General features: G+C 64.8%; 28 protein-coding genes. 18 read left to right on the top strand and 10 right to left on the bottom strand.

Translation table 11 applies throughout. From position 1 onward, the window contains the following. Positions 1-115: 115 nt before the first annotated feature. Positions 116-673 (top strand): hypothetical protein, encoded by a 558-nt coding sequence (locus tag ACVZTU_RS09845; protein WP_376905646.1) that lies wholly within the window; start codon positions 116-118, stop codon positions 671-673. 10 nt (positions 674-683) lie between these two features. After that, positions 684-1,670, top strand: a complete 987-nt coding sequence (locus ACVZTU_RS09840; protein WP_101544292.1) for a heme o synthase — start codon at positions 684-686, stop codon at positions 1,668-1,670. 130 nt (positions 1,671-1,800) lie between these two features. Here the strand turns inward: ACVZTU_RS09840 and ACVZTU_RS09835 are convergent, their stop codons facing one another. The 4 genes from ACVZTU_RS09835 to ACVZTU_RS09820 are packed head-to-tail and all read right to left on the bottom strand — an operon-like array spanning position 1,801 to position 4,784. Beyond that, the gene (locus ACVZTU_RS09835) at positions 1,801-2,265 is read right to left on the bottom strand and encodes a VOC family protein (RefSeq protein WP_181270523.1); all 465 of its coding nucleotides are present in this window, start codon (positions 2,263-2,265) and stop codon (positions 1,801-1,803) included. Next, the gene (locus tag ACVZTU_RS09830) at positions 2,228-3,130 is read right to left on the bottom strand and encodes a COX15/CtaA family protein (protein ID WP_229663932.1); all 903 of its coding nucleotides are present in this window, start codon (positions 3,128-3,130) and stop codon (positions 2,228-2,230) included. The genes ACVZTU_RS09835 and ACVZTU_RS09830 overlap by 38 nt, the downstream gene beginning before the upstream one ends. Positions 3,131-3,138: 8 nt before the next feature. Further along, complete coding sequence (locus ACVZTU_RS09825) at positions 3,139-3,870, bottom strand: ABC transporter permease (protein WP_181270522.1); 732 nt, start codon at positions 3,868-3,870, stop codon at positions 3,139-3,141. Continuing rightward, positions 3,867-4,784 carry an ABC transporter ATP-binding protein gene (locus tag ACVZTU_RS09820; RefSeq protein WP_434589570.1) on the bottom strand — a complete coding sequence of 306 codons (918 nt, stop codon included), beginning with the start codon at positions 4,782-4,784 and terminating at the stop codon, positions 3,867-3,869. Before ACVZTU_RS09820 ends, ACVZTU_RS09825 begins: the two co-directional genes overlap by 4 nt. A gap of 137 nt (positions 4,785-4,921) precedes the next feature. Between ACVZTU_RS09820 and ACVZTU_RS09815 the strand changes: the two genes are divergently transcribed. The 10 genes from ACVZTU_RS09815 (at position 4,922) to ACVZTU_RS09770 (ending at position 13,938) form a co-directional block, all read left to right on the top strand. Next, positions 4,922-5,641 carry a helix-turn-helix transcriptional regulator gene (locus ACVZTU_RS09815; RefSeq protein ID WP_139467280.1) on the top strand — a complete coding sequence of 240 codons (720 nt, stop codon included), beginning with the start codon at positions 4,922-4,924 and terminating at the stop codon, positions 5,639-5,641. Further along, positions 5,638-7,068, top strand: coding sequence for a Fe-S cluster assembly protein SufB (gene sufB / locus ACVZTU_RS09810; RefSeq protein WP_039207512.1), 1,431 nt, complete (start codon positions 5,638-5,640; stop codon positions 7,066-7,068). Before ACVZTU_RS09815 ends, sufB begins: the two co-directional genes overlap by 4 nt. A gap of 40 nt (positions 7,069-7,108) precedes the next feature. Next, positions 7,109-8,284 (top strand): Fe-S cluster assembly protein SufD, encoded by a 1,176-nt coding sequence (gene sufD / locus ACVZTU_RS09805; RefSeq protein WP_181270520.1) that lies wholly within the window; start codon positions 7,109-7,111, stop codon positions 8,282-8,284. Beyond that, complete coding sequence (locus ACVZTU_RS09800; RefSeq protein ID WP_407645271.1) at positions 8,281-8,604, top strand: non-heme iron oxygenase ferredoxin subunit; 324 nt, start codon at positions 8,281-8,283, stop codon at positions 8,602-8,604. Before sufD ends, ACVZTU_RS09800 begins: the two co-directional genes overlap by 4 nt. 27 nt (positions 8,605-8,631) lie before the next feature. Beyond that, on the top strand, positions 8,632-9,390 hold the full coding sequence (gene sufC / locus ACVZTU_RS09795; protein WP_482400313.1) for a Fe-S cluster assembly ATPase SufC: 759 nt from the start codon (positions 8,632-8,634) through the stop codon (positions 9,388-9,390). Further along, complete coding sequence (locus tag ACVZTU_RS09790; protein WP_482400312.1) at positions 9,390-10,640, top strand: SufS family cysteine desulfurase; 1,251 nt, start codon at positions 9,390-9,392, stop codon at positions 10,638-10,640. Before sufC ends, ACVZTU_RS09790 begins: the two co-directional genes overlap by 1 nt. Positions 10,641-10,656: 16 nt before the next feature. Continuing rightward, complete coding sequence (sufU, locus tag ACVZTU_RS09785) at positions 10,657-11,136, top strand: Fe-S cluster assembly sulfur transfer protein SufU (RefSeq protein WP_167196408.1); 480 nt, start codon at positions 10,657-10,659, stop codon at positions 11,134-11,136. After that, entirely contained in the window at positions 11,129-11,464 is a 336-nt protein-coding gene (locus ACVZTU_RS09780; RefSeq protein ID WP_025778421.1) for a metal-sulfur cluster assembly factor, read from the top strand. Before sufU ends, ACVZTU_RS09780 begins: the two co-directional genes overlap by 8 nt. 177 nt (positions 11,465-11,641) lie before the next feature. Continuing rightward, positions 11,642-12,343, top strand: a complete 702-nt coding sequence (locus ACVZTU_RS09775; RefSeq protein WP_482400311.1) for a ribonuclease H family protein — start codon at positions 11,642-11,644, stop codon at positions 12,341-12,343. Further along, positions 12,340-13,938 (top strand): ABC-F family ATP-binding cassette domain-containing protein, encoded by a 1,599-nt coding sequence (locus ACVZTU_RS09770; RefSeq protein WP_092013696.1) that lies wholly within the window; start codon positions 12,340-12,342, stop codon positions 13,936-13,938. Before ACVZTU_RS09775 ends, ACVZTU_RS09770 begins: the two co-directional genes overlap by 4 nt. Before the next feature lie 30 nt (positions 13,939-13,968). Here the strand turns inward: ACVZTU_RS09770 and ACVZTU_RS09765 are convergent, their stop codons facing one another. The 3 genes from ACVZTU_RS09765 to ACVZTU_RS09755 are packed head-to-tail and all read right to left on the bottom strand — an operon-like array spanning position 13,969 to position 15,571. After that, a complete protein-coding gene (locus ACVZTU_RS09765; RefSeq protein ID WP_482400310.1) occupies positions 13,969-14,871 on the bottom strand; it encodes an SURF1 family cytochrome oxidase biogenesis protein in 903 nt (300 codons plus the stop codon). Next, entirely contained in the window at positions 14,868-15,080 is a 213-nt protein-coding gene (locus ACVZTU_RS09760; RefSeq protein ID WP_482400309.1) for a hypothetical protein, read from the bottom strand. Before ACVZTU_RS09760 ends, ACVZTU_RS09765 begins: the two co-directional genes overlap by 4 nt. Next, positions 15,077-15,571 carry a DUF3099 domain-containing protein gene (locus ACVZTU_RS09755; protein WP_482400308.1) on the bottom strand — a complete coding sequence of 165 codons (495 nt, stop codon included), beginning with the start codon at positions 15,569-15,571 and terminating at the stop codon, positions 15,077-15,079. Before ACVZTU_RS09755 ends, ACVZTU_RS09760 begins: the two co-directional genes overlap by 4 nt. A 130-nt stretch (positions 15,572-15,701) precedes the next feature. Here ACVZTU_RS09755 and ACVZTU_RS09750 point away from each other — a divergent pair, with 130 nt between their 5' ends. The 3 genes from ACVZTU_RS09750 to ACVZTU_RS09740 all read left to right on the top strand — a co-directional run bounded on the left by ACVZTU_RS09750 (position 15,702) and on the right by ACVZTU_RS09740 (position 17,803). Next, positions 15,702-16,412, top strand: coding sequence for a beta-ketoacyl-ACP reductase (locus ACVZTU_RS09750; RefSeq protein WP_482400307.1), 711 nt, complete (start codon positions 15,702-15,704; stop codon positions 16,410-16,412). 117 nt (positions 16,413-16,529) lie between these two features. Then, entirely contained in the window at positions 16,530-17,288 is a 759-nt protein-coding gene (fabI, locus tag ACVZTU_RS09745; RefSeq protein ID WP_039207537.1) for an enoyl-ACP reductase FabI, read from the top strand. A gap of 8 nt (positions 17,289-17,296) precedes the next feature. Continuing rightward, entirely contained in the window at positions 17,297-17,803 is a 507-nt protein-coding gene (locus tag ACVZTU_RS09740; protein WP_482400306.1) for a SixA phosphatase family protein, read from the top strand. A 76-nt stretch (positions 17,804-17,879) separates the two neighbouring features. On the opposite strand, the gene serB is transcribed toward ACVZTU_RS09740, so the two are convergent. Together serB and ACVZTU_RS09730 are read right to left on the bottom strand one after the other, a co-directional pair. Next, positions 17,880-18,563, bottom strand: a complete 684-nt coding sequence (gene serB / locus ACVZTU_RS09735; RefSeq protein ID WP_482400305.1) for a phosphoserine phosphatase SerB — start codon at positions 18,561-18,563, stop codon at positions 17,880-17,882. Next, the gene (locus ACVZTU_RS09730; protein WP_482400304.1) at positions 18,560-19,294 is read right to left on the bottom strand and encodes a hypothetical protein; all 735 of its coding nucleotides are present in this window, start codon (positions 19,292-19,294) and stop codon (positions 18,560-18,562) included. The genes serB and ACVZTU_RS09730 overlap by 4 nt, the downstream gene beginning before the upstream one ends. A 44-nt stretch (positions 19,295-19,338) precedes the next feature. Here ACVZTU_RS09730 and ACVZTU_RS09725 point away from each other — a divergent pair, with 44 nt between their 5' ends. The 3 genes from ACVZTU_RS09725 to ACVZTU_RS09715 are packed head-to-tail and all read left to right on the top strand — an operon-like array spanning position 19,339 to position 21,921. After that, entirely contained in the window at positions 19,339-20,124 is a 786-nt protein-coding gene (locus ACVZTU_RS09725; RefSeq protein WP_482400303.1) for an ABC transporter ATP-binding protein, read from the top strand. A 2-nt stretch (positions 20,125-20,126) separates the two neighbouring features. Next, the gene (locus ACVZTU_RS09720) at positions 20,127-20,963 is read left to right on the top strand and encodes a sulfite exporter TauE/SafE family protein (RefSeq protein WP_482400302.1); all 837 of its coding nucleotides are present in this window, start codon (positions 20,127-20,129) and stop codon (positions 20,961-20,963) included. 13 nt (positions 20,964-20,976) lie between these two features. Next, complete coding sequence (locus tag ACVZTU_RS09715) at positions 20,977-21,921, top strand: TrmH family RNA methyltransferase (protein WP_482400301.1); 945 nt, start codon at positions 20,977-20,979, stop codon at positions 21,919-21,921. A gap of 307 nt (positions 21,922-22,228) precedes the next feature. Here the strand turns inward: ACVZTU_RS09715 and ACVZTU_RS09710 are convergent, their stop codons facing one another. Further along, on the bottom strand, positions 22,229-22,573 hold the full coding sequence (locus ACVZTU_RS09710; RefSeq protein WP_482400300.1) for an ArsR/SmtB family transcription factor: 345 nt from the start codon (positions 22,571-22,573) through the stop codon (positions 22,229-22,231). Positions 22,574-22,589: the final 16 nt, after the last annotated feature.

The raw sequence follows: 22,589 nt of genomic DNA, 5'->3' as shown, positions 1-22,589 counted from the left end.
TAGGCTACCGACGGGTAAAGTGTGGTCTCGCGCACAGCTGCGGGTTCGACATCCAATAGCTGCTGTGTGCTGCGGAGACCGAAAATGGACTGTGCCTGACTGGAGGGATGACAGGGTGAGCAAAGGTGCTGATCCCGTGATCGATGCCGCCGTCGCAGACAGCGGGGACCAGCGATCCGATCGGCCGGCGGGCAGGCGCCCCGACTTCGCCGAGGTGGCCGAACAGACGAGGGGGCTCCGTCGGCTGATCTCCCGGATCGGCACGGCGTGCCCGGTGTTCTTCGCCGTGGCTACCGTCGCCGTGTCGTCGGCGATCGCCCAGCCGCTCCGCGGCACCGTCGACATCGGGGAGCTCGGCCTGTGGACGTTGGGCACACTCCTTCTGCTCATCCCCTTCGCGGCAGCGCTGGCCGTGATGCTCAATGCACGGCGCGGCGGACTGGTGTGGACGACCGCCCTCGTCTACTCCGTCATCACCGGATTCATCGGTCTGTGCGTCGATGCGAATCTCCTCCGGACGGATCCGCAGTCGGCCTCGCTGAGCTTCATCTCAGTGCTCATCGTGCAGGTCGTCGTGCTTGCTCCGGTGTGTGCGGCGGTGGCCTTCCTCGTCCGCATCGTCAGTGACTCGACTCGCCTGCGCGCGACTGGCAAAAACTTCGACAACAGGTAGAATCTAGGGCGTGAGCAAACTTCGTCAGAACCGGGAAGAGCAGAGTGAACGACCTCTGCAGAGGGCCATCGACGAGCAGAGCCTCGCTACCCGACCGCGTTCGATCATCAGCGCCTATATCGCGCTGACCAAGCCGCGCGTCATCGAGCTGCTCCTCGTCACGACCGCGCCCGTGATGTTCCTGGCCGCTCAGGGACTGCCGAACATCTGGCTGGTCATCAACACCCTCATCGGCGGAGCCGCTGCTGCGGCGTCGGCCTCGGTCTTCAACTGCTACGTCGACCGTGACATCGACGCGAAGATGGAACGGACGAAGGACCGTCCCCTCGTCACCGGTGAGATCAGCCCCCGTTCTGCACTCATCTTCGCTTTCGTGCTCGGCATCGGTTCGATCTTCTGGCTCGGCGGATTCACGAACTGGGTCACGGCGGGACTCACCGCCTCGGCGATTCTGCTCTACGCAGTCTTCTACACCCTCGTCCTCAAGCGCCGCACCTCACAGAACATCGTCTGGGGCGGCGCTGCAGGCTGCATGCCCGTGCTCATCGGCTGGTCGGCCGTGACCGGAGGAATCGCGTGGGAGCCCGTGCTGCTCTTCCTCGTCGTCTTCTTCTGGACCCCGCCGCACTACTGGCCGCTGGCGATCAAGTACAAGGCCGACTACGACGCCGCCGACGTGCCCATGCTGCCGTCGAAGGTTCCGCCGACATCCGTCGGCCGTCAGATGATCCTCTACACCTGGGCGATGATCGCCTGCTCACTCGCGCTCATTCCCGTCGCTCCGATGGGTCCTGTCTACACGATCGTGGCCGTCGGCGCCGGAGTCTGGTTCCTGTGGTCGTGCTACTCGCTGGTCTCCCGTGCCAAGCAGGGTAAGGACGGCACCTCGCTCAAGGCGATGAAGGTCTTCCACGGTTCGATCACCTACCTGTCACTGCTCTTCCTGGCAGTGGCCATCGACCCGTTCGTGCCCACCCTGATCCCCGGTATCTGGTGACTCGCCGAAGAACCCGCTGATCCATTCGGCCCAGTTTGAGCTGGATAGCACAGATTTGAAACAGTGCTATCCAACTCAAACTGGGCCGTTGTGCGTCTGTGCCTTGCGCTTCGGGTCGGAACGCAAATTCTCAGCCGGCGTTGACGAGGTCGTCGATGACGATCTTCTTCATCTGCATGAGCGCATGAGTCTGTGCCGGACCGGTCATCAGCTCGCCGAGATTCGCGGGAACGATCTGCCAGCTGACTCCGAAGCGGTCCTTGAGCCAACCGCACTGTTCATGCTCGGGTGACGCCGACAGATTCGACCAATAGTGGTCGATCTCGGCCTGGTCCGCACATTCGACGGTCAGCGAGATCGCCTCGTTGAATGTGAACACCGGTCCGCCGTCGAGGCAGATGAACTCTGTGCCGTCGAGGACGAACCGGCCGGTCAGGACCTTCCCGCTCATCCCCTTGAAGTGTTCGTCGAGGGATTCGTCGGGATAGCGTTCGATGGACAGGACTCGCGAATCGGGGAAGACGGAGCAGTAGAACTCCATGGCCTCCTCGGCGCAGTCAGGAAACCACAGACACGGAACGATCGGGACTGACATCGGTGCTCCTCGGGTATGCGCTGTCGAGGACGGCAACGCTTGCCGCAATCGTAGCCGACAGGCCGACCATGTGTAAGGCCACGAGCAGTTCGGGAACACCGAGGAAGTACTGGACGTAGCCGATGATTCCCTGGGCCACCTCGACGACGAGAAGCACGGTCAGCGGGGCGACCATCGCCGTCTGCGTCTTCTTCCGGGCGACGACGAGAGCGGAGATCGTGGTGATGACGAGCAGCCACACCGGCGCGGCGTGCAAGCGGGTGACCCAGATGTTGTCGAGGTTGTTGCGGGTCGAGATCGTCGAACCCGAATGGGGCCCGGCCCCCGTGGTGAGCACGCCGAAGACGACGATGATCGCGGTGAGACCGAGGATGATCCACCCCAGAGTCGGCAGCGGAGCCGGGGCCTTGGTGCCCAGCCGCACGCCGGTGTCATAGGTGCGGCGGACGAAGTAGGCGGCGACGCCGACAGCGACGGCCGAGGGCACGAAGTGCCCGGCGACGACCCAGGGATTGAGCTTCGTCCACACGGTGATTCCGCCGACGACGGCCTGGACGGGCACGATGGCCAGCAGGCCGATATTGAGCCAGAAGAGATCCGGGCGCTGCTTCCGGTGCCTCCACAGCATGAGCGCAATGCACACGCCGAGGATCGCCAGCGCCACAGCCAGCAGGCGGTTGCCGAACTCGATGGCGCCGTGGATGCCCATCTCGCTGGTGGCCACGAGCGAATCAGGGGTGCACTTCGGCCAGTCCGAACAGCCGAGCCCAGAGCCGGTGAGCCGGACGATTCCCCCGGTCAGGATGATCCCTGCCTGGGCGATGAGCATGGCCCAAGCGGCGATGCGGATCTTCTTCGTGACCACTTCACTCCTCATTCGAAACGGAACCACCTGCGTGCCGCAAGCGTTCCCACAAGCCCCCATACCAGGAGCACGATGATTGCTTTGATGTCTGTGCCGCCGTGTCCGATGGCCGACCGCATGGCGTCGCCGAGCGCACCGGAGGGCAGGTAGCCCACAACCGTTCCCCATTCTCCCGGATGTGCGATGACGAGGCCACCGACGCCCGCCATGAGCACCCAGATGAGGTTCGTCGCCGCCAGAGTCGCCTCGGCGCGGACTGTGCCGGCCATGAGCAGACCGAGCGAGAGCAGCGCGGCGGTGCCGAACAGCGTGGCCAGGAAGAGTCCGAGGATGTCGACGGGACCTCGGAAGCCGAGAATCGCCGCCGCGGCGAAGACGAGTGCGTACTGGATGAGAACGACGACGATGACGGCGCCGAGTTTGCCGAGGATGAGTCCGTTCGTCCCCAGCGGAGTCGTCGCCAGCTGCCGCAGCACCCCGTAGCGGCGGTCGAAGGCGGTTGCGATCGCCTGCCCGGTGAATGCGCTGGAGGCCAGGCTCAGGCTCAGCGCCCCGGGGACGGCGATCGACAGCGGATCGGTACCGGCCTCGATGACCCCGAGCCCGGTGAGCAGGGGAGTCTTCGCGAGGAAGACGAGAAGTCCCAGCGGGAAGATGATTGAGAGCAGCAGTTGTTCGCCGTTGCGCAGAACGGACAGGGTCTCGAACTTCGCCTGCGAGACGATGCGTGTCGAGGTCATCGCAGCGGCCTCCCGGTCAGTTCGAAGAAGACGTCGGACAGGGACTGCCTCTGCATGCCGATGTCCGTGATCTGCAGTCCCGCCTCGGCGACGGCAGTGCACGCGGCCGCGATCTGACTCGCCGTCGGTGCTCCGTCGAGAGAGATCATCGAACCCTGCGCCGAGGCGGGACCGAGCTCGGTGAGCCGATCGACGAGGGCGGCGGGGACAGGGGAGGCGAGGCGTATCGTCAGCGACCGGGACCCGGCGGAGGCGCTGCGCAGCTCCTCGGGCGCTCCCTGAGCGATGATCCGTCCGCGATCGATGACGACGACCTCGTCGGAGAGCTCCTCGGCCTCGGCGAGGTCGTGGGTGGTGAGGACGACGGCGACTCCGCGGTCGGCGAGATCGCGGATGAAGCTGTGGACGACCTCGCGAGCCTGCGGGTCGAGACCGGCGCAGGGCTCGTCGAGGAAGACGAGGCGGGGCCGTCCGATGAGGGCCGCGGCCAGCGCCACTCGCTGCTTCTGTCCTCCGGAGAGCCTGCGCATCGTGCGTCCGGCGAAGTCGTGGAGACCCAGCGGTTCGGCGAGTTCGTCGACCGGCACGGGATTCTCATAGAGGGTGGAGAGGTGCCGCAGCACCTGCAGGGGCTTCGAGCTCATCGGCAGTCCGCCGTCCTGGAGCATGACCCCGGCCAGCTGCGACGTCGTCGCGTGTTCGGTGACGGGGTCGTGCCCGAAGATCTCGACCGTGCCCGATTCGGGACGGCGGGTGCCCACAGCCAGGGAGATGGTCGTGGATTTTCCTGCGCCGTTGGGTCCGAGAACGCCGAGGACGGATCCGGACTCGGCCGTGAGGTCGATTCCGTCGACGACACGGTGGGTGCCGTAGGAGTACTGGAGACCGCGAATGGTCAGGGCCGGAGATGACACCAGGCTATTCTACGACGCGTCGAAACGGGTGTCGAAACCGCCGGTGTCCACGCGCGACGCGGGCGGTGGTTAGGCTCACCTAGTTTTACGAAACAAATTACGCAACAATATTGTTGTGTTAGTCAAGGAGGTGGATTATGGCTGCAAACGACACGGAAGATCGCCGAACCCGGCAGAAGGTTTTCCAGTCGGTGCTCGACGAAGGGCCGATCACTGCTTCGTCTTTGGCCAAAGCCCTCGAGCTGACTCCCGCGGCGATCCGTCGTCACCTGGACGCGCTGGAGAGTGAGGGCCTTCTCGAGGTCCGTGAACTCGCCGGCAAACAGGCGGGCAGGGGCCGACCGGCCCGGCACTATGTGGTCACGACGGCCGGACACGATTCGGTCAGTCATTCCTACGACGAGTTGGCCGTGAACATCCTGCGCTTCATGGAGGACAAGCACGGCAGATCGGCAGTGGAGGGCTTCACGGAAGACCTCGTGAGCCGACTGCGGGAGCGACTCGGACCGGAACTCGAAAAGCGCGGCGGCACCACAGTGGCGTCTCGCTCACGTGCACTTGCCGCCGCACTCACACGGGAAGGGTACGCCGCCTCGGCGACCCCGGTCGCGGCCGGAACCCCGTTGGAGGCGATGCAGCTGTGCCAGGGACACTGCCCGATCCAGGCCGTGGCGGCGGAGTACCCGGAGATCTGCGAAGCAGAGCTCGCGATGTTCTCCGACTACCTCGGTGTCGACGTGCGGCGGCTGTCGTCGCTGGCCCAGGGCGACCATGTGTGCACCACCCACATTCCGACTTCGGAACTGACCAGACCACTCATCCACAGCAATGATCGACCTCAAGGAGGTTCACGATGACTGACACAGGAAATCGGATCATCGATGCGAATCCCGAGCTCAAAGACCTCGGGCAGTACGCATACGGTTGGCACGACGAGAACGATGCCGGCGCGACCGCGACCCGCGGCCTCAGCGAGGAAGTCGTCCGCAACATCTCGAAGCTCAAGGACGAACCGGAGTGGATGCTCAAGCGTCGACTCAAGGCTCTGCGTCTGTTCGACAAGAAGCCGATGCCGAACTGGGGCGCCGACCTCACCGGAATCGACTTCGCGGACATCAAGTACTTCGTTCGCTCCACCGAGGGACAGGCGACGTCCTGGGAGGACCTGCCCGAGGACATCCGCAACACCTATGACAAGCTCGGCATCCCAGAGGCCGAGAAGCAGCGCCTCGTCGCCGGTGTCGCCGCTCAGTACGAGTCCGAGGTCGTCTACCACCAGATCAACGAGGAGCTCGAGGCTCAGGGTGTCATCTTCATGGACACCGACACCGGCCTGCGCGAGCACCCGGAGATCTTCGAAGAGTACTTCGGGTCGATCATTCCGTCCGGTGACAACAAGTTCGCCGCTCTGAACACCGCTGTCTGGTCCGGCGGCTCCTTCGTCTACGTCCCCAAGGGCGTCCACGTCGAGATCCCGCTGCAGGCCTACTTCCGCATCAACACGGAGAACATGGGCCAGTTCGAGCGCACGCTCATCATCGCCGACGAGGGTTCCTCGGTCCACTACGTCGAGGGCTGCACCGCTCCGATCTACAAGACCGACTCCCTGCACTCGGCCGTCGTCGAGATCATCGCGAAGAAGGATGCGAAGGTCCGCTACACGACGATCCAGAACTGGTCGAACAACGTGTACAACCTCGTCACCAAGCGCGCCATCGCCGAAGAGGGCGCCTCCATGGAATGGGTCGACGGCAACATCGGCTCGAAGGTGACCATGAAGTACCCGGCCATCTGGCTGACCGGTGAGCACGCCCGCGGCGAGACGCTGTCCGTGGCCTTCGCCGGCGAGGGACAGCACCAGGACACCGGTGCGAAGATGGTCCACGCCGCTCCGCACACCCATTCGTCGATCGTGTCGAAGTCCGTGGCCCGCGGCGGCGGCCGCGCCGGCTACCGCGGACTCGTCCACGTCCACCCGGGCGCCGAAGGCTCGTCGAACAACGTCCTCTGCGACGCCCTGCTCGTCGACAACGTCTCCCGTTCGGACACGTACCCCTACATCGACATCCGCGAAGACGACGTCACACTCGGCCATGAGGCCACCGTGTCGAAGGTCAGTGAGGATCAGCTCTTCTACCTCATGTCCCGCGGCATGGAGGAGACCGAGGCGATGGCGATGATCGTGCGCGGCTTCGTCGAGCCGATCGCACGCGAACTCCCGATGGAGTACGCCCTCGAACTCAACCGCCTCATCGAACTGCAGATGGAAGGCGCGGTCGGCTGAGACCCGACCCGGCGCCCACTGCACTCAAAGGAGTAAATCTGTGACTGATACCACCAACCCGCTTGGCCTCTCGGAGCATTCGCACGGTTCCGAGGTCCAGGTGCCCGATTCGAAGCGCGATGCGCGCACGCGCAGCTTCGCTGTCGCCGACTTCCCCGTGCCCACCGGCCGGGAGGAGGAATGGCGCTTCTCTCCCGTCCGCAAGTTCAGCGAATTCTTCGAGGACACCGCCACCGAGGCGAAGCTGAAGTTCGAGTCGGATCTGCCCGAGGGCCTGTCCGTCGAGGAGATCTCGCTCGAGTCAGCCCAGGAACTGGGCATCCTCGAGCCCGAGGACCGCGCCGCGGCCGTCGCCGCCAACCGCGCCTCTGCGGTGACGCACTACTCGGTCCCCGCGGACACCGAACTCGAGCGGGCCGCGATCATCCACGCGGACGGCACCGGTGAGGCGCTCGGCCACGGCCATGTCGTCGTCACGGTCGGTGCGAATTCGAAGGCGACCATCGTCGTCGAACACGAGGGACTGGCCCGGTACTCCGAGCTCGTCTCCCTCGTCATCGGCGATGGTGCGGACGTGACCTTCGTATCGCTGCAGCTGTGGGACGACGGCTCCCTGCACCTCGGTCAGCACGACGCGATCGTGGGCAAGGACGCGAAGTTCAAGCACATCCACATCACCCTCGGCGGTGACGTCGTGCGCCTGAACACGAACGTGCGCTACTCGGCAGCCGGGGGAGAGGCCGAACTGCTCGGACTCTACTTCGCCGATGCCGGTCAGCACCTCGAGCACCGCACCTACATCGACCACAACACGCCGAAGGCCCAGTCGAACGTCCATTACAAGGGCGCACTGCAGGGCAAGGACGCGCGCAGCGTGTGGATCGGCGATGTGCTCATCCGTCCCGAGGCCCTCGACATCGACACCTACGAGCTCAACCGGAACCTCATCCTCACCGATGGCGCCCGCGCCGACTCGGTGCCGAACCTCGAGATCGAGACCGGCGACATCGCCGGTGCCGGCCACGCCTCCTCGGTGGGTCGCTTCGATGAGGAGCACCTGTTCTACCTCATGAGCCGCGGCATCCCCGAGGACGTCGCTCGTCAGCTCGTGGTCCGTGGATTCTTCAACGAAGTGATCCAGAAGATCCAGGTGCCCGAGATCGAAGACGTGCTCAACGAACGCATCGAAGACGAACTGTCCCGGAGTGTGCTGTGACCATGATCGACGTGGCGGCCACCGACGAGGTGGCCCCCGGCGGCACCATGCGCATCGAGGTCGGCGAGTTCGAGATCTGCATCGCTCGCGACTCCGACGGAACGATCCATGCCATCGACGACCTGTGCACCCATGGTGAGGTGTCCTTGGCTGAAGGAGACGTCGAGGACTGCACCATCGAATGCTGGCTGCACGGCTCGCAGTTCGACCTGACGACGGGCAAGCCGGTGAATCCTCCGGCGTTCGAACCCGTCGCGGTCTATGACTGCAAAGAGATCGCAGGTCGCATCCTCGTCGACCCGAACACCACCCTGAACTGACCTCAAGACCGAAGAAGAAGGATCATTATGTCCACTCTCAAGATCGAAGACCTGCATGTCGGTGTCAACACCGAAACCGGTCTCAAGCCCATCCTCAACGGCATCAACCTCGTCATCAACACGAACGAGACCCACGCCATCATGGGCCCCAACGGCTCCGGCAAGTCGACCCTGGCCTACGCCCTGGCCGGCCACCCCAAGTATGAGGTGACCTCCGGTTCGGTCACCCTCGACGGTGAGGACGTCCTCGAGATGTCCGTCGACGAGCGTGCCAAGGCCGGCCTGTTCCTGGCCATGCAGTACCCCGTCGAGGTTCCCGGCGTGACCGTGACGAACTTCCTCCGTTCGGCCAAGACCGCCATCGACGGCGAAGCTCCGAAGCTGCGCAACTGGACCAAGGACCTCAAGCAGGCCATGGAGAACCTGCGTGTGGATCCCGCGTTCGCCTCGCGCAACGTCAACGAAGGCTTCTCCGGCGGCGAGAAGAAGCGTCACGAGATCCTGCAGCTCGAGATGCTCAAGCCGAAGTTCGCCGTCCTCGACGAGACCGACTCCGGCCTCGACGTCGACGCGCTGCGCATCGTGTCCGAAGGCGTCAACCGCGTCAAGGACGCCACCGACGTCGGCATCATGCTCATCACCCACTACACGCGCATCCTCAACTACATCAAGCCCGATCACGTCCACGTGATCATCAATGGCAAGGTGGCCGAGGAAGGCGGACCGGAGCTGGCCGAACGCCTCGAGAACGAAGGCTACGACCGCTTCTTCACCGCCGGCGTCTGATGTTCTCACGTCTGAGGGGCGACTTCCCGATTCTCGATGCGAGGGTCGGGGAGTCGCCGCTGTCGTATCTCGACTCGGGCGCGACATCCCAGAAGCCGCAGTGCGTCATCGATACCTTCGTCGAGTACTTCGGCCAGCGCAATGCCGCCGTCCACCGGGGCGCGCACTCCCTGGCCGTCGAGGCCACGGACGCGTTCGAGAACGGGCGGATCGCCGCTGCCGGACTCGTCGGCGGGTCCCCGGAGCAGGTGTGCTGGACGAAGAACGCCACCGAGGCGCTCAACGTCGTGGCACTCGGCATGGATCGGGCCAGCCACGGCTTCGGGGGAGAGGACGCGGCGCGCTTCGCCCTCGTTCCCGGCGATTCGATCGTCGTCACCGAGATGGAGCACCATGCGAATCTCGTGCCGTGGCAGCAGCTGGCTGCTTCCACGGGAGCGCAGCTGCGGTGGCTGCCCGTGACCGACTCGGGAGAGCTCGATCTTGCCGATCTCGACACGATCGTCGACGAATCGACGAAGGTGCTCGCGTTCACGCAAGTCTCCAATGTCCTCGGCACGATCAACCCGGTCGACCGCCTCGTGGATCGGGCTCGCGCCGTCGGTGCGTACGTCGTCCTCGACGCCTGCCAGTCCGTCCCGCATATGCCCGTGGACTTCGTCGACCTCGACATCGACTTCGCTGCGTTCTCCGCGCACAAGGCGCTCGGACCCACTGGTCTGGGTGCGCTGTGGGGCAAGTCCGAGCTGCTCGACGCTCTGCCGCCGGTGCTCACCGGCGGATCCATGATCACCACGGTGACCATGGAGGAGACCGAGTTCATGCCCGCTCCGCAGCGGTTCGAGGCCGGCACTCAGCCGGTCGCCGAGGTGGCGGCCTTCGCGACCGCGATCGGCTACCTCTCCGAGGTGGGGCTGGACAATGTGCTCGAGCATGAGAGGGAGCTCGCCCGAGTCCTCCTCGACGGGATCGCTGAGATCCCCGGGATCCGCATCCTCGGCGAGGCGAAAGACCGGATCGGGACCGTGGCTTTCGACGTCGACGGCGTGCACGCCCACGATGTCGGACAGTATCTCGACTCGCAGGGGATCGCCGTGCGAGTGGGCCACCACTGCGCCCAGCCTCTGCACCGCCGTTTCGGGGTCACCGCCTCGACGAGGGCGAGCACGTACCTGTACAACAATGCCGAAGACTGCACCCGCTTCATTTCTGCTCTGGCGGAAGTGCGGCCCTTCTTCGGAGTCGCATGAGAGGGGGAGCGAACCGATGAGCACACAGATGCAGCAGCTCTACCAGCAGGTCATCCTCGACCAGTCGCGGGCACGTATCGGCAACACCGAACTGCTCCGCGACGCCGCAGAGTCACCGCACGGTTATTCGCATCAGGTGAACCCCACCTGCGGCGATGAGATCGAGCTCGAGACCGAACTGCGTGAGGACGGCACGATCGCGGTGCGGTGGGCCGGTGACGGCTGTTCGATCTCGATGGCCTCGGCCTCGGTGCTCTCCGAACTGGCCGCCGATTCCTCCGTCGCACAGATGCTCGAGATCGAAGGAGCGTTCCACGAACTCATGCATTCTCGTGGGACAATGGAAGCGGATGAGTCGATACTCGGCGACGCGGCGGCGTTCACCGGAGTGTCGAAGTTCCCGGCCAGGATCAAATGCGCTCTCCTGGCGTGGGTGGCGTTCAAGGACGCACTCAACCAATCACAAGCAGCTCGTGAGGAGAAACACAATGCCTGAAGTCATTGACGCACCGCAGAATGCGAGCGTCGACGAAGTGCGCGAAGCGATGATGGACGTCGTCGATCCCGAGCTCGGTGTCAACATCGTCGATCTCGGACTCGTGTACGGACTCTCGGTCGAAGACGACGGCACCGCCGTGATCGAGATGACCCTGACCTCGGCGGCCTGCCCGCTGACCGACGTCATCGAAGATCAGACCGCACAGTCGCTCGAAGGAATCGTGCCGGCCTACCGGATCAACTGGGTCTGGATGCCGCCATGGGGCCCGGAGAAGATCACCGAGGACGGCCGCGAACAGATGCGGGCGCTGGGCTTCAATATCTGATCCGATACCCAACACCATCGCCGAGGCGGGGCGACCTGAGAAGGTCACCCCGCCTCGGCGATCGTCGTTGGGTGGGGTGTCCGTGACCGGTGCCGGGGTCGCGGAGATCACCGCCCCGCGGACCGAGAACTCGCATGCGGCGTGAAAGAATGGAATCCGACTTTCCAAGGAGAACCATTGACGATCATCGCTGCCGCCGACGGATCCGCGCTCGGCAACCCCGGACCCGCCGGGTGGGCCTGGTACATCGACGACACCTCCTGGCACGCCGGCGGGTGGAAGAATGCGACGAACAACCGCGGTGAGCTCATGGCCGTCCTCGACCTGCTCTGGTCGACCGCCGAGTGCGACGACAGTCTGAAGATATACTGTGATTCGCAGTACGTGATCAACGCCCTGACCAAATGGATGCCGGGGTGGAAACGCAAAGGGTGGAAGAAGGCCGATGGAAAAGAAGTCCTCAACAAGGACCTCTTAGCGTCCCTCGATGAGGCGCTGAGCGGGCGGACGGTCGAGTTCGAGTGGGTCAAAGGCCACAACAACCACGAACTCAATGAGGCCGCCGATGATCGAGCCCGCGCCGCAGCCACCGCATTCCAGAAGGGCACGGCTGTGCCGGAGGGCCCCGGCTTCGTCCCCGCGGGGACGTCGACTGCGGCAGCTGAGGACGCACCGGCAGAGGAACCGTCAGTTACGTCCCTGCACGAGGATGTCCTCACCGAGCCCGCCACCGCAGAGGCTGAGCCGGCCACCACCGTCGTGTCGTGTCGGGTGCCGTCCGCAGTCGCAGATGAACTCGTCGCCCGGGCACAGGCTCGCGGCATCCACCCCCAAGAATTCCTGGCCGAACTCATCGGCCGCAGTTTGGAGACAGAATGATTCAGGCCTCCGGCCTCGAAGTCGCCGTCGGCGCCCGCACCCTCATGTCCGAGGTGTCCTTCCGCGTCGATAAGGGCGACCGTGTCGGTCTCGTCGGGCGCAATGGCGCCGGCAAGACGACCCTGACCAAGGTGATCATGGGCGGACACCCCGCTCAATCGGGATCCGTGTCGATCTCCGGCACCGTCGGCTACCTGCCGCAGGACCCGCGCAGCGGCGACCTCACCGCCACCGGCATGGAGCGCATTCTCTCGGTGCGCGACCTCGACGTCCTCGTCAAACGTCTGCGGAAGGCCGAACGTCAGATGGCTTCGCCGGATGAGAAGGTGGCGACGAAGGCCATCGATCGGTACCCGCGCATCGAAGCCGAATTCATCGCCGCCGGCGGTTATGCCGCCGAATCCGAAGCCTTCGCCATCGCTGCGAATCTCGGCCTCGACGAAGCCCTCATCAGTCAGGAGATCGGCACGCTCTCCGGCGGTCAGCGCCGCCGCGTCGAGCTCGCCCGGATCCTGTTCTCGGCTCCGGACACGATGATCCTCGACGAGCCGACGAACCACCTCGACGCCGAATCCGTGCTGTGGCTGCGTGACCACCTCAAGGCCTATTCCGGTGGCCTGATCATCATCAGCCACGACCTCGACCTCATCGACGAAGTGGTCAACAAGGTCTTCTTCCTCGACGCCACCCGTCAGACCATCGACATCTATTCGATGGGCTACCGGCTGTACCTCAAACAGCGTGAGGATGATGAGCGGCGTCGTCGCCGCGAACGTGCCAACGCGGAGAAGAAGGCCGCGGCCCTCAACGCTCAGGCGAACAAGATGATGGCGAAGGCGACGAAGACCGTAGCCGCACAGCAGATGGCCAAACGTGCCGACCGGCTGCTCGCCGGCCTCGAGGACGAACGTGCCACAGAGAAGGTCGCGAATCTGCGCTTCCCGGCCCCGGCCGACTGCGGTCGCGTACCGCTGACGGCCGAAGGACTCTCACGCAGCTTCGGTTCGACCGAGGTGTTCACGGGTGTCGACCTCGCGATCGACAAGGGCACACGCGTCGTCGTGCTCGGCTACAACGGCGCGGGCAAGACGACTCTGCTGCGTCTGCTCGCCGGACTCGACGAACCGGATTCCGGTGAAGTCGTGCCCGGACACGGTCTCAAGCTCGGCTACTATGCGCAGGAGCACGAGACCCTCGACCTCGAGCGCACCGTGCTGGAGAACATGTCGCGGAACTCCCCGCACCTCGATGACACGGCGGTGCGCAATGTGCTCGGATCGTTCCTGTTCAGCGGTGACGATGTGCACAAGCCCGCAGGAGTGCTCTCCGGCGGTGAGAAGACACGTCTGGCTCTGGCCACCCTCGTGGTCTCGAGCGCGAACGTGCTGCTGCTCGACGAGCCGACGAACAACCTCGATCCGGCCTCGCGTGAGGAGATCCTCTCGGCGATCCGCCGCTACGAGGGTGCGATCGTGCTCGTCACACACGATGAGGGTGCGGTGTCCGCGCTCGATCCCGACCGAGTGCTGCTTCTGCCCGACGGTGACGAGGATCTGTGGAACGACACGTACCTCGACCTCGTCACGCTCGCCTGAGCAGGCTCGCCGAGACTCGCCCGAGGCGGCTCACTGAGAGCGGAAGCGCTCCTCGAACAGGGCATCCTCATCAGCTTCGGCCTGCCCGCGCACGGTCGGTGAGGCCCAGCGATTGCGGCCGTACCGGCTGCCCGGCTGGCTGATCTTCGCGCCTGCATCGAGTGCGGCCTTGTCGATGACGACCATTTCGCCGTCGGCAATGCCGTGCTCGACCGCCTCGGCGGCGGCTTTGCGCTCACGACGGGCCGAGATGACCACGGCGATGATGATCATGATTCCGAAGGCGAACCACTGGAGCATATAGGACAGATGGTTGCCCGGATCGAGCTCGGGCATCGGCAGCGGGGTCAGTCCCTCTTCCGGGGCACCACCGGTCTCCGCCGGTGAGGCCTCGACGTAGACGTGCGCATAGCCGTCATCCATTCCGGGGATGCGCGCGGGATCGATGGCTCTGATGAGGCCCTTCGGATTGTCGTCCTCGGATCCGTCCTGAGCGGGACGCAGGTGAGCGACGACGGTCTGCTCACCCTGCGGTGCCGGTGGCACGGAGTCCTCTTCGGCGGTGAAGCCGCGGACGACGGCGATCGTCGACCCGCCGGCGACTTCGAACGGAGTCACCACATAGAAGCCGGGCTGGTCATCGACGGTGCGATTGCGTGCGAGGACGGTGTTCTCATCGGAGAACTGACCGGTCAGCTCCACCTGTGTCCACTCGTCGGTGGTCTCCAGCGTGGAATTCGGTGTCGAGAGCACCGAGGAGATGTCGACGGGGTCGGCGGAGTAGTTCGCGGTGATCGTGGCGATCTCCTGTTCCCGCTGATCGCGGCGGTCCTTCTGCCACAGGGCGAGGAACACGCAGGCGATGATGACGATGATCGCCATGGCGATGTATTTGAGCCAACGTGCGGAGAAGAGGAAGGAATAGCGGCTCAACCTGCGTCCTCTGGAATCTCGTCGACGGAGACGTCGGTGATGAAGAAGTCGCGCAGCGTCAGGAAGTCACGCAGATAGTCCAGGTGCTCATCACAGGCCAACCACGTCTTCTTCCGCTCGGGACTGTGGACGCGAGGGTTGTTCCACAGCAGGGCGCGAGTCGCGAACTCCCGGCATTCCTTCGCGGAACACTGCAGCTGCTCGCTCAAGCCTGGTCACTCCTGTCGTCGTCTTCTATGGTCTCAGCCGGGACGGTCTCACTCGGAATCGTCTCGCTCTCGTCGTCTGGGCTGTGGTCGTCCTGGTCGGATTCCGCTGTGCCGGGCGCGGCAGCAGTGAAGTCTGCGTCGTCGACCGGCTCATCATCAACGGTCTCCCCGGCGAGGGTGTCGCCGGAGATCGTCTCACCCCGTGCGGGCGGCAGCTCCGCCAGCGGGGCCTGATCGAGCAGCGCGGACTGATCATCCCGGGTGCGTTCGCGACCCGCATTGGCGAAGATCACCGCCGGATAGGGGAGGACGACAGCTCCGGCCACGCAGATCCACATGAGGATGTGCAGATCGGCGACGAAAGCGAAATAGGCGCCCACGAAGCAGGCCGTCCTGATGCCCATGGTGATCGAATACTTGATGATCCGAGACTTCATATCATCATCAAGGGCGGTGTCTGCCGTTGTGATCTGCTGAGAGTGCCTGACCATATCCTTCTTCGATCGATGACTGCCAAACATGATACTCGTCCTTTGTGAGAGTCGTATCCATCGACCAAAGGACAGGATAGGTTTGTCCACGATAGATTTGAAGAACACAGTCGATCAACAGGAGACCAACGTGTCAGATCCACGCACAGTCCTCGTCACCGGCGGCAACCGCGGAATCGGTCGCACCATCGCCGAGGAATTCCTCGCCCAGGGGGACAAGGTGGCAGTCACCTCCCGCAACGGTCAGGCCCCGGAAGGGGCGCTGGCAGTGGCCGCCGATGTCACCGACAGCGAATCGATCGATCGGGCATTCACCGAGATCGAGGAGAAGCTCGGCCCCGTCGAGGTCGTCGTGGCCAATGCCGGAATCACCGCCGACAACCTGCTCATGCGGATGAACGATGATGAGTTCGAATCCGTCATCAACACGAATCTCACCGGCGCCTTCCGCACCGTCAAGCGCGGCATCACCGGCATGATCCGAGCGAAGAAGGGCCGCATCGTCCTCATCTCCTCGGTGTCGGGTCTCTACGGAGTGCCCGGCCAGGCGAACTATTCGGCCTCGAAGGCCGGACTCGTCGGCTTCGCCCGCTCCATCACCCGTGAGGTCGGCTCCCGCGGAATCACGGCCAATGTCGTCGCCCCCGGGTTCATCCGCACGGACATGACCGACGAGCTCAGCGAGAAGCAGCAGAAGGAATACCTGTCGACGATCCCGGCCAAGCGCTTCGCCGAACCCGCAGAGGTCGCCAAGGTCGTGCGCTGGATGGCTTCGGACGAAGCCGCCTACATCTCCGGCGCAGTCATCCCCGTCGACGGCGGACTGGGCATGGGCCACTGAGCCGGCGGCCGCAGACGATGCGGCCTCGCCGGGCCACAGCCCGTAGACTTCGATTCAGAGACACCGCCTGAAGCGGCGTCATGCACACGCAACCACCCTCCTTTCGAAAGGACCACCATGGGAATTCTTGACGGAAAGCGCATCCTCGTCACCGGCGTGCTCACCGAGGCCTCGATCGCCTTCGCCGCTGCCCGCATCGCACAGGAGCAGGGAGCCGAGGTCATCCTCTCGAGCTTCGGCCGCCAGATGAAGATCACTCAGGTGATCGCCGAACGCCTGCCCCAGACCCCGCAGGTCATCGAACTCGACGCCACGAACGAAGAGGACCTCGCGGCCCTGCCCGAGCGCCTCGGCGGCAACATCGACGGAATCGTCCACGCCATCGCCTTCGCTCCGAAGGACGCACTCGGCGGAGTCTTCCTCGACACCCCGTGGGACTCGGTGTCCGCTGCCATCCACGTCTCCGCCTACTCGCTCAAGGCCATTGCCGTGGCCGCAAAGCCCGTGCTCAACAAGGGCGCAGGCATCGTCGGTCTGACCTTCGACGCGACCATCTCCTGGCCGGTCTACGACTGGATGGGCGTGGCCAAGGCCGCGTTCGAATCGACCGCCCGCTACCTCGCCAAGTACGTCGGCGAAGACGGTGTGCGCGTCAACCTCGTCTCGGCAGGACCGCTGAAGACCACCGCCGCAACCTCCATCCCCGGCTTCGAGACCCTCGAAGACATGTGGGGCGACCGCGCACCCCTGGGCTGGGATCAGAAGGACACCACCCCTGCCGGAAAGGCCATCGTCGCGCTGCTCTCCGACTGGTTCCCCGCCACCACCGGCGAGATGATCCACGTCGACGGCGGATTCCACTCCACCGGAGCCTGAGACAGCTCATGCCTGTGCTCATCCTCGCCCGCCATGCGAAGGCGGAAGCCCACGGTCCGACCGACTTCGAACGGTCCCTGGACTCGAAGGGGCTGGCTCAAGCGGTCGAAGCCGGTGCTGAGATCGCCGAGCGCTGGTCACCCGATGTGGCAATCGCCTCGGCGGCCCGGCGCACCGTGCAGACCGGGCAGGCCGTCGTCGAAGCCGTCAACCGTGCTCACGGAGGAACCCTCGACGAACCGGGTGACCTGACCCTGCGTGAGGACCCCTCACTGTACTCGGGGTCCGTCGACGACTGGCTGGATGCGATCAACTCGATCCCCTCGGATGCGCAGTGTGCGTACATCGTGGGCCATCAGCCGACCGTCGCCGAGGTGGTCGGCCACCTCAACCCGGAAGGCGGGGTTCCCGATACGTTCCGTCCCTCCTCGATCGCGGTCTTCGACCTCGAGAGCTGGGACGTGGAACCGGGCCGGTACCCGGCACCGCAGATCCGGGTCTTCCACGGGGTCTGAGACCCCGTAGAGCTCCGCCCGAGCCGAACGACTGTGGCCCTGACGAATGCATCGTCAGGGCCACAGTCGTCATCAGTCAGTGAGACCCGTCCGCGCGGGCAGCCACGAGGTCGATCACGGCACGCAGATCCCGCGTCTCCACCGACGCATCCGCGGCGGCGACGAGGGCCGGTTTCGCGCAGAAGGCGACTCCGAGTCCGGCGGCTTCGATCATGCCGATGTCATTGGCGCCGTCGCCGACCGCCACCGAGGCGGCACGGTCGTATCCGCCGGCGGCCAGCAGATCCTCGAAGATCTCGGCCTTGGCACTCGGATCGATGACGCGTCCGTTCGTCCGCCCGGTCAGCTTGCCGTCCTCGACATCGAGTCCGTTGGCGAAGACATCGGTGATCCCCAATTCTGCGGCCACGGGAGCGATGATGGCGGTGAAGCCACCTGAGACCAACGCCACCTGGCCACCGGAGGAGTGCACGGCCGCGACCAGGTCGGCAGCCCCCTCGGTGAGGGTGATCTGCTCGCGGACCTCATCGAGTACGGTCTCCGGCAGTCCGGTCAGCAGGGCGACCCGTTCGGCCAGGGAGGCGGCGAAGTCGAGTTCGCCGGCCATGGCCCGTTCGGTGATGTCGGCGACCTTGTCTCCGACTCCGGCGTGGGCGGCGATGAGGTCGATGACCTCCTCGTTGATGAACGTCGAATCGACGTCCATGACGAGCAGCTGGACGGGGATCTGGGAGGCATGGGCCTGGGGCGTCTCATTCACCCCTTCATCGTAGCCACAGCCATGATGTAGTCCGCGGCGGCGGGGTGCAGCTGAGACAGCAGCGCACCGAACCGGGGTGGGGCGATGGTGGCCGGGGCCAAGACCGTGCGCATCCGGTGATGGATGTCGAGTGCGGCGTAGATGGCCCGGGAATCCGCCTCGGTGGGGATGAGCCGGGAGATCGGGTGCAGTGTCGACAGCTCCTCCTGCCAGTCGCGCCACGGCCCCTGTCGCCATTCCTCGGGGACGTCGATGGTCTCGATGAGCCCCAGGCCCTCCATCACCAGCAGGCGCAGACGCCGCAGCGCCTCTGCAGCGGTTCCGACCGTGACGGGGCGGAAGACGGTGGGCCGGCAGGCCAGGATCTCGACGTTCGCTTCGGCGCCGATGAGGGCGATCGCTGCCTGTTCGTCACCGCGATGAAGGACGACGGGGGCCGAGTGGCGGCCGACCTTCGTCCGGGCCGTGCGATCGACCGGGGGAGTCGTATGCGGCAGGGACGGGTGGTGCAGCGCCAAGCGCGCATGCGTGATTCCGGCGGCTGCCGCCTCGGCGATGAACAGCAGCAGACCGGTGGGCACGGCCGAGTCGAAGACCTCATCGGAGACGATGAGAGGAACATCACGATCATCGTCGAGGAAGGCAGAGGAGACCTCGTCAGGGGCGAGGGTCGAGCGCAGACGGTGATTGAGCGCCAGGGTCAGCAGCAGTGAGTCGGTCGTGAGGTCCATGTCGAACCAGGATAGACGGCTCGTCTGCGATAGAGTCTGAGGATATGAGTGAAGTCCTGAATCTGGATTCTGTGTCCGTGCGCCGGGGGACCAATTTCCTCCTCGACGATTTCTCGCTGACCGTCGCCGAAGGCGAGCACTGGGCGGTGCTCGGACCCAATGGTGCGGGCAAGACGACCCTGCTCGAAATCGCGGCCGGTCGCATGCATCCGACGAAGGGTACAGCCACCATCCTCGAGGAGCAGCTCGGGCGCGTCGATGTGTTCGAACTGCGTCCGCGCATCGGCTATGCCTCGACGATTCTGGCCAACCGCATTCCGAGTTCCGAAGCGGTCCTCGACACCGTCCTCACCGCCGCCTACGGCGTCACCGGACGCTGGGTCGAGGAATACGAGCAGGACGACATCGAACGCGCCCGCGATCTTCTGGCCGCGTTCCACATCACGCATCTGGCTGATCGCACCTTCGGCACGCTGTCCGAAGGCGAGCGCAAGCGCGTGCAGATCGCGCGTGCACTCATGACCGACCCGGAGCTGCTGCTGCTCGACGAGCCGGCTTCCGGACTCGACTTCGGAGGGCGTGAGGAGCTGCTCGGTGCGCTCTCGGAGATCCTGTCGTCGAAGTGGGCTCCGGCCACGATCATGGTCACCCATCATGTCGAGGAGATCCCTGAGGGCATCACGCATGTGCTGCTGCTCTCCGAGGGCACCGATCTTGCCGCAGGTCCGATCGAGGAGACCCTGACTGCGGAGAATCTCGCTGCGACCTTCGGCATCGACGTCAAGCTCACCCGGGACGGTCAGCGCTACCACGCTCGCTCCGCGAACTGAGCATGGAGTTCCTGGCGCACCTGAGCCTCGAGCCGTGGCAGATCGGCCTCGTCATCGTCGCCGGAATCGCGGCGGGCGGCATCAATGCCGTCGTCGGCTCCGGAACTCTCATCACCTTCCCGGCACTTGTCGCCTTCGGAGTTCCGCCGGTGGTCTCGACGATGAGCAATGCGGTCGGTCTCATCCCCGGCAACATCGCCTCCTCGTTCGGGTACCGCGAAGAGCTGCGCGGGCAGTGGAAACGGATTCTCGGGTTCGTTCCCGCCTCATTGCTCGGGTCGCTGACCGGGGCCTATCTGCTGCTGCATCTGCCGGAAGACGCCTTCGAGACGATTGTTCCCGTCCTCCTTGTCGTGGCCTTGATCATGGTCGTGGGGCAGCCGTATCTCTCGCGGTATCTGAAGCATCGGTCCCTACGCCGGGTCGAGGCTGCCGGCGTCGAACATCGAGCCGCCAAGGCGGGGGACCGGCTGTCCACGGGCCGCTACATCGCCGTGCTCCTCGTCGTCTTCCTCACCGCGATCTACGGCGGCTACTTCGCCGCCGCCCAGGGCATCATCCTCATCGCCCTGCTCGGTCTGCTGCTGCCCGACGATCTGCAGCGTCTCAACGGTCTGAAGAATGTGCTCGTCCTCGTCGTCAACACGGTCTCGGCGAGCACGTACATCATCGTCGGCCACGACCGGATCAACTGGATCGCCGTGGTCTGCATTGCCATCGGCTCCCTCATCGGAGGGTACTTCGGTGCCCGCATCGGTCGGAAGTTCTCGCCGGTGCTGCTGCGCGCCGTCATCGTCGCGCTCGGTCTCGTTGCGATCTGGAGGATCCTCACACTGTGAACGGAATTGCGCTGTGAACACTCCGGCCAAGGCGCCCCTGACCCGTCAGCAGGTCATCGCCAGGTCCGCTGAACTTGGGATCGCCGTCGAGCGTCTGCGCTTCTTCGACGAAGCGGACCTGGCAGCCGGCAGCGCGGGGGTCGGGAAGACAGGGGTCGGCTCGGGTGATGGCCTGCACGGGTGCCTCGAGGGCATGCGCGACTACACGCAGTTGACCGATGTCGCCCTGCGCAGCGTCCGCGAACCCGCCGAGGGGCTGTTCATCGCCGAGTCCTCGAAGATCATCCGCCGCGCTCATGCCGCCGGTCTGTCTCCTCGGTCGTTCCTGACCAGCCCGAAGTGGCTGTTCGACTTAGCCGACATCATTTCTGAGAGCGATGTGCCGATCTTCATCGGCACGGATGCCGCCGTCGAAACACTGACCGGATTCCACCTGCACCGAGGTGCCCTGGCAGCGATGGCCCGACCCGCCCTGGCCCCGGTCGCTTCCCTGGTCGAGGACGCCAGGCGCATCGTCATCATCGAAGATATCGTCGACCATACGAACGTTGGTGCTCTAATTCGTTCTGCCGCAGCGATGGGCGTCGATGCGGTCCTCGTGACCCCTCGTTGCGCTGACCCCTTGTACCGGCGAGCGATCCGAGTGTCGATGGGTACGGTCTTCCAAGTGCCGTGGACAAGAATCGATCCTTGGCCAGAGAGCATCGACACCCTCCAGGATGCAGGGTTCGTCGTTGCGGGCATGACTCTAGGCGAGGGCGCGATCACTTTGGACGAGCTGGTCGCTGAAGATTATGAGAAGCTCGCTCTCGTCTTCGGCTCCGAGGGTCCTGGGCTGACTCAAGCGACTGAGCAGCGGCTCGACAGAAGAGTCACGATCCCGATGATGGGCGGAGTTGACTCGTTAAACGTCGCGGCGGCCTCGGCACTCGCGCTCTATGCGACGAGGTTGCACTAGAGTTCAGGGGCATTGGAGCGCTTACCAGATGACCTCGCCGACGGGCCCATAAGTAGAAGTCTGCAGTGTCGACGATGTTGTCGCAGTGGTCAAGCGCGCTGTCGAGGTTCTCGAGCGGATCGACGCTGCCATCGCGACCGCTGCTAGACCGACGTTCACCGGGTGCTCGACGACGCCTCGGACCATGGCATGGGTCGAGGCAGAGCCGGCGACTCGACCTCATACCTGGCGAAGACGATCGCGTTGTTGTTCGTGTCGACGGCGGGCCAGTCGGTCGGCGTCATAGGCCCGGACGACGCGCCTCCCATCAGGCGATGAGCGCCTTTGCTGCGGCGGCGAGGGTGTCGATGGTGGGCCGGTAGTAGGCCCAGCGTCCGCGCTGCTCGCGTTCGACGAGGCCGGCATCGACTAGCAGCTTCATGTGGTGGGAGACCGTCGGCTGTGACAGGCCCACCGGTTCTGTGAGGTCGCAGACGCACATCTCGCCCTCGGTGCTGCCGGCGATAAGCGCCATCAGCTTGACCCGGGTGGGGTCGCCGAGGGCCTTGAACACCTTGGCGAGATCCTGGGCGACAGTGTCGTCGATCGTCTCACCGAGGACGCAGCAGGGCGCGACGTCGGCCGCGGATTCGATGGCTGGGGGAGTGCTCATGCTTCCATTCTGCCTG

The sequence above is a fragment of the Brevibacterium sp. OS20 genome (assembly GCF_056837565.1).
Note: the sequence above shows the minus strand (reverse complement) of the source record. Positions and strands in the feature narration are given on the sequence as shown.

Bases quoted from the DNA above. Each gene is read 5' to 3' on its own strand.
- sufB (WP_039207512.1), top strand. From the start codon at position 5,638: ATGACTGACACAGGAAATCGGATCATCGATGCGAATCCCGAGCTCAAA.
- ACVZTU_RS09725 (WP_482400303.1), top strand. From the start codon at position 19,339: ATGAGTGAAGTCCTGAATCTGGATTCTGTGTCCGTGCGCCGGGGGACC.
- sufC (WP_482400313.1), top strand. From the start codon at position 8,632: ATGTCCACTCTCAAGATCGAAGACCTGCATGTCGGTGTCAACACCGAA.
- ACVZTU_RS09730 (WP_482400304.1), bottom strand. From the start codon at position 19,294: ATGGACCTCACGACCGACTCACTGCTGCTGACCCTGGCGCTCAATCAC.
- sufU (WP_167196408.1), top strand. From the start codon at position 10,657: ATGAGCACACAGATGCAGCAGCTCTACCAGCAGGTCATCCTCGACCAG.
- ACVZTU_RS09780 (WP_025778421.1), top strand. From the start codon at position 11,129: ATGCCTGAAGTCATTGACGCACCGCAGAATGCGAGCGTCGACGAAGTG.
- ACVZTU_RS09815 (WP_139467280.1), top strand. From the start codon at position 4,922: ATGGCTGCAAACGACACGGAAGATCGCCGAACCCGGCAGAAGGTTTTC.
- ACVZTU_RS09770 (WP_092013696.1), top strand. From the start codon at position 12,340: ATGATTCAGGCCTCCGGCCTCGAAGTCGCCGTCGGCGCCCGCACCCTC.
- ACVZTU_RS09755 (WP_482400308.1), bottom strand. From the start codon at position 15,571: ATGGTCAGGCACTCTCAGCAGATCACAACGGCAGACACCGCCCTTGAT.
- ACVZTU_RS09740 (WP_482400306.1), top strand. From the start codon at position 17,297: ATGCCTGTGCTCATCCTCGCCCGCCATGCGAAGGCGGAAGCCCACGGT.
- ACVZTU_RS09710 (WP_482400300.1), bottom strand. From the start codon at position 22,573: ATGAGCACTCCCCCAGCCATCGAATCCGCGGCCGACGTCGCGCCCTGC.
- ACVZTU_RS09825 (WP_181270522.1), bottom strand. From the start codon at position 3,870: ATGACCTCGACACGCATCGTCTCGCAGGCGAAGTTCGAGACCCTGTCC.
- ACVZTU_RS09835 (WP_181270523.1), bottom strand. From the start codon at position 2,265: ATGTCAGTCCCGATCGTTCCGTGTCTGTGGTTTCCTGACTGCGCCGAG.
- fabI (WP_039207537.1), top strand. From the start codon at position 16,530: ATGGGAATTCTTGACGGAAAGCGCATCCTCGTCACCGGCGTGCTCACC.
- ACVZTU_RS09720 (WP_482400302.1), top strand. From the start codon at position 20,127: ATGGAGTTCCTGGCGCACCTGAGCCTCGAGCCGTGGCAGATCGGCCTC.
- ACVZTU_RS09790 (WP_482400312.1), top strand. From the start codon at position 9,390: ATGTTCTCACGTCTGAGGGGCGACTTCCCGATTCTCGATGCGAGGGTC.